This is a genomic window from Pseudochelatococcus sp. B33 (assembly GCF_053570585.1).
In genome coordinates, this window is sequence record NZ_JBSEFH010000058.1 from 1 (window position 1) to 4,463 (window position 4,463).

Here is a 4,463-nt window from a genome sequence, read left to right on the forward strand (position 1 = left end):
GTTTGTCGGGTTAATATAGCTAGTAGACTTTTTCAAGTCTTCTGATAGACTGGTTTTGGGTGCATGCGGGGCGAACCCGGCCGGGAGGAATGCAGATGGACAAGGTCGTTATCGATGCAGGGCTGCCGCTGACCGCGGGGCCGTTCAACCTGTGTGTCCGACACGGCGATCTGATCTATATTTCCGGCCTGCCGCCGTTCGATGCGGCGTTCTGCACGGCGCTGCGCGAGGCGAGGCAGGCGGGGCGCCAGCCGCCGCCCATGCCGGCGACGCCGTTCGAGCGCCAGGTGCGGATCGTCATGGACAATCTGAAGGCGCTGACGGAAGCGGCAGGCTCCAACATGGACTGTCTGCTGAAGGTCACCGTGTGGCTGAAGGAGCAGGCGACACAGGAAGAGTTCGACCGCATCTACAGGACCTACTTCACCGCTCAGCACACCCTGCCGGCGCGCACGCGGATGCAGGCCGGCAGAACCCCCTTCGATTGCGGCCTCGAGGTCGACGCCATCGGCTACGTCCCGCGCGCCGGGCAGGGACAGTGAGACAGCGGCGATGGGACAAGCGACAGACCATCCCGCCGACGCCTGTTTCGCGCATCTGCGCGAGCGCTTCCTCGGCGCCATGAGGCTTGCCGGCTCGGGCGTCTCGATCGTCACCGCGCGCATGGGGGGTGCACTGGGCAGCGAACGCTGCGGCGCGACCGTGAGCGCGCTGTGCTCGCTGACCGTGGAGCCGCCGTCGGTGCTCGTGTGCATCAACCGTGCCAGCCATACGGCCGGCGCCATCCGGGAGAGCGGGGCCTTCTGCGCCAATCTCCTCTCGGACGAGCAGATCGATCTGGCCGAGCTGTTCGCCGGGCGCGCCGCGTCCGGTGAAGCGCGCTTCCGGCACGGCCGCTGGGGGCGGATGGTGACCGGCTCTCCGGCGCTGGAGGGGAGCCTCGCCGCCTTCGACTGCGAGCTTGCGAGCATGCTGCCTTTCGGATCGCACTACATTTTCGTCGGGCAGGTGCAGGACGTGCGCCTTGGCGAAGGACGGCCGCTTCTCTACTGCGACCGCAGCTATGGCCGCATCGACAAGACGTTGCCCAAATCCGTTCCCGTCACCGCCTGAGGCTCCCGGCCATGAAAGTCTTCGTCACCGGCACGACCGGTTTCATCGGCGGGCGCGTTGCGGAACGGCTGGCCGCGGCCGGCCATCGGGTGCGCGGCCTGGCCCGTTCTCCCGAGGGCGCCGCCCATGTCGCGCGCGCCGGCATCGAGCCGGTCGCGGGAACGCTTGACGACACGGACGTGCTCCGGGCCGAATGCCGGGCAGCCGATGCCGTTCTCCACATGGCGGATCCCGAGGCGGCGGGTTTCATCGGCCTGGCCCTGGCGGAGCTTGCGCATACCGGCAAGGCCTTCATCCATACGAGCGGTTCGAGCGTCGTCGCGGACGGGGCCGCCGGCGCGGAGAGCGCCGCGGTCCATGCCGATGCCGCCTATCCGGGCAACGTCAGCCCGATCGCGTCCCGGTCGGTGCGGCTTGGCAACGATACCCGCATCCTCGCGGCTGCAGAACAGGGCATCCGGTCGATCGTCATCTGCCCGTCCCTGACCTATGGCTGGCGGGAAGGGCCGCACAGGGAATCCGTGCAGCTGCGCCTCATCATCGAGGAAGCCCGCAGGAGCGGAACGGCGCGCTACATCGGGGCGGGACGCAATCGCTGGTCGAACGTGCATGTCGACGACCTCGCCGATCTCTACCTGCTCGCGCTGGACCGGGCGGATGCGGGGACGTTCCTTTTCGGCGAGAACGGCGAGGATGCGCTCCGGGACATCGCCGGGGCCATCGGCCGCCTGCTCGGCACGCCCGCGGCCTCGTGGCCGCTGGCGGAGGCGCTGCGGGTATGGGGCCCGCGCTGCGAATATTCGCTGGCCTCGAACAGCCGTGTCAGGGGCGTGAACGCCCGGGCGCTCGGCTGGGCTCCCCATCGTCCCGGGCTGATCGAGGAGCTGACCTGCGGCAGCTACCGGATGGGCTACGCGCCCCCGGCCCCGTCAGCCTGAGGCATCGCCGCGCGCATCGCCGCCAGCGCCAGCGCCTGCGCACGCGGGACGAGCGATGCCAGCTCCAGATATTCGTCAGCGGTGTGGACGGCGCCTCCGACCGGGCCGGTGCCGCACAGGGTGGGCGTGCCGGTCGCGGCGGCGAAGCCGGAATCGGCGCAGCCGCCGGACGCCTCGCCGCCGACCGCAAACCCGACATCGCCGGCCGCGGCGCGATAGAGGGCAAACAGGTCCGCGTTCTCCGCGCTCTGCCGCAGCGGCAGGAACTCTCCCGTGATCCGCAGTTCGCCGCGTATGCCGGGGGCAGGATCGTCCGTCACGATCTTCCCGACCGCGGCCAGGAGCCGGCCCCGGTCGCCCGGCTCGACGTAGCGCACGTCGATCTCGGCGAAGGCGTGGGGGCAAACGGTGTTGACGGTCCGTCCCCCGCCGATCACCCCGACGTTGAGCGTGATCCCCCGTTCGCTATCGACGATCCGGTACAGGTCGGCGATCTTGCGGGCGATGGCGGCGATGGCGCTCACGCCGTCGTGGTAGTTTACGCCGGAATGGGCCTCTCTGCCGTAGACGTCGCAACGCATGAACAGGCCCCCCTTGCGGCTGACCACGACGTTGCCGTTCGGGCGCGCGGGCTCCGCATTGAAGACGCAGGCGGCGGCCAGCGCCTCGGCTTCGATGATCGGGCGGGAGAAGGGCGAGCCGATTTCCTCGTCGACGGTCAAGAGGGCGCGCACGGGCGGGCGCGGCGCCGGCAGGGCGGCGATCGCTGCCAGGACGAAGGCGTTGGCGACGAGGCCGCCCTTCATGTCGGCCACGCCCGGCCCATAGGCGCGCGTGCCGTCTATGCGGAAGGGGCGGCGCGATGCTTCCCCGAGCGGAAAGACCGTGTCGCAATGGCCCGTGAGCAGCACCGGCGGCGCTGCGGCGGCCTCCCGCACGCCGGCGCGCACGACATCGCCGTATTCGGGGCTGGCGAGGATTTCGGTCTCCACCCCGTTGGCCTCCAGGAAGGTCCGGATATGGGCCGTGACCGCGCTGACGGCGGCGGCGGATCGGCTTGGGGAATCGAGGGCGACGATGGCTTCGAGGAGGTCGAGCATTTCCGGCTGGCGTTGAGCGAGGAGGGTGCAGACGCTGTGTTCGGCCTTGGTGATCATGGGTTGCCCCCGGGGTGACTGCCAGAAAATTGTTGCAAATGTCATCTACAAGACTACTATATGAATTGTAAAGAGATATAGGTGCCCGGCCGGCCTCCCGCCGGCCGCCAGCCAATCCGCAGAGGGAGAACATCGGCCATGGAGTTTGGCGTTTTCAACCTGATGGGCTACCGGTCGCCCGGCCACACGACCGCTGAACTTCTCAAGGACGCCGTCGAGATCACCAGGGTGGCGGACGACGGCGGGCTGGGTGTTTCCTGGTTCGCCGAGCACCATTTCTCCAACTACTGCGTGTGTCCCTCGCCGCTCCTGATGGCCGCCCATTGCGCGCCGGTGACCAGGAGAATCCGCCTTGGCGCCGGCGTGCTCGTGCTGCCGCTCTACACCCCGGCGCGCGTCATCGCCGAGATCGGCATGGTGGATTCCATGTCGCAGGGGCGTCTCGTCGTCGGCATCGGCAGCGGCTATCAGCCGTTCGAATTCGAGCGCTTCGGCCGCGACCTGGCGGAGTCGAAGGAAGCGACGATTGAATTGCTCGAGATGATCGAGATGGGTCTGACCCGGGACTTCATCGAGTATCGGGGCAAGCAGCAGCATATGCCGCGCAGCCACATCAGCGCCAGGACGTACAGCGGGCGGCTGCCGGAAATCTGGATTGCCGGGGATGCCCCGGCCCTGCACAGGATCGCGGCGGAGAAAGGCTATGGCATGATGACCAACGGGCGCTTCGTCGGCCCCGCGGCGGTCGGCCAGCGCCGTGCCGACTTCGAGCGGCCCTTCATCGCCGCCGGCAAGGACCCCGATGACCTGAAATGGGGGCTTTTGCGGTTCTGCTGCGTCACCGACAGCAGGAAGGACGCGGAGGAATACGCCGACAACGCGCGGTGGCAGCTTCGGCTGGCGGCGGCGATGCGCAAGCGGGAGGACATCCTGGAGGGCCATATGCTGGTGCCGCGCAACCCGGCACCCAACGAGCCGCCGCTCGACGAGATCATCGCCAACCAGATGATCGGCGACGTGGAGACCTGCATCGAGCGTGGCATCGAGGAGATCCGCCGCACCAACGCCGCGCATATCGCGCTTTATTTCCAGATCGGCGACTTCCCGCAGGAAAAGGCCCTGAAGTCGCTGGAGCTCTTCGCCGCCAAGGTCATCCCCGGCATCGAACGCGAACTCGGACCCCTCGCCCAATACCCAACCTCAGCCCGCCCAGAAAACCAACAAAACAGATTAACCGCATAAAAAACATGCGGGA

Annotated in this window: 5 protein-coding genes; 4 read left to right on the forward strand and 1 reads right to left on the reverse strand. The window is 68.0% G+C overall.

All coding sequences use genetic code 11. The annotated features are described in order from the left end of the window. The first annotated feature begins 95 nt into the window (after positions 1–95). The 3 genes from ACUSIJ_RS29355 to ACUSIJ_RS29365 are packed head-to-tail and all read left to right on the forward strand — an operon-like array spanning position 96 to position 2,051. The gene (locus ACUSIJ_RS29355; RefSeq protein WP_449311953.1) at positions 96–542 is read left to right on the forward strand and encodes a RidA family protein; all 447 of its coding nucleotides are present in this window, start codon (positions 96–98) and stop codon (positions 540–542) included. A 10-nt stretch (positions 543–552) separates the two neighbouring features. Beyond that, a complete protein-coding gene (locus ACUSIJ_RS29360) occupies positions 553–1,113 on the forward strand; it encodes a flavin reductase family protein (protein ID WP_449311954.1) in 561 nt (186 codons plus the stop codon). Positions 1,114–1,124: 11 nt separating this feature from the next. Further along, positions 1,125–2,051 (forward strand): NAD-dependent epimerase/dehydratase family protein, encoded by a 927-nt coding sequence (locus tag ACUSIJ_RS29365; RefSeq protein WP_449311955.1) that lies wholly within the window; start codon positions 1,125–1,127, stop codon positions 2,049–2,051. On the opposite strand, the gene ACUSIJ_RS29370 is transcribed toward ACUSIJ_RS29365, so the two are convergent. Continuing rightward, a complete protein-coding gene (locus tag ACUSIJ_RS29370; protein WP_449311956.1) occupies positions 2,024–3,208 on the reverse strand; it encodes a M20/M25/M40 family metallo-hydrolase in 1,185 nt (394 codons plus the stop codon). The two genes, ACUSIJ_RS29365 and ACUSIJ_RS29370, sit on opposite strands and share 28 nt — an antisense overlap. Positions 3,209–3,346: 138 nt before the next feature. Here ACUSIJ_RS29370 and ACUSIJ_RS29375 point away from each other — a divergent pair, with 138 nt between their 5' ends. After that, complete coding sequence (locus ACUSIJ_RS29375) at positions 3,347–4,450, forward strand: LLM class flavin-dependent oxidoreductase (protein ID WP_449311957.1); 1,104 nt, start codon at positions 3,347–3,349, stop codon at positions 4,448–4,450. The last annotated feature ends 13 nt before the right edge of the window (positions 4,451–4,463 follow it).

Bases quoted from the DNA above. Each gene is read 5' to 3' on its own strand.
- ACUSIJ_RS29355 (WP_449311953.1), top strand. From the start codon at position 96: ATGGACAAGGTCGTTATCGATGCAGGGCTGCCGCTGACCGCGGGGCCG.
- ACUSIJ_RS29360 (WP_449311954.1), top strand. From the start codon at position 553: ATGGGACAAGCGACAGACCATCCCGCCGACGCCTGTTTCGCGCATCTG.
- ACUSIJ_RS29365 (WP_449311955.1), top strand. From the start codon at position 1,125: ATGAAAGTCTTCGTCACCGGCACGACCGGTTTCATCGGCGGGCGCGTT.
- ACUSIJ_RS29370 (WP_449311956.1), bottom strand. From the start codon at position 3,208: ATGATCACCAAGGCCGAACACAGCGTCTGCACCCTCCTCGCTCAACGC.
- ACUSIJ_RS29375 (WP_449311957.1), top strand. From the start codon at position 3,347: ATGGAGTTTGGCGTTTTCAACCTGATGGGCTACCGGTCGCCCGGCCAC.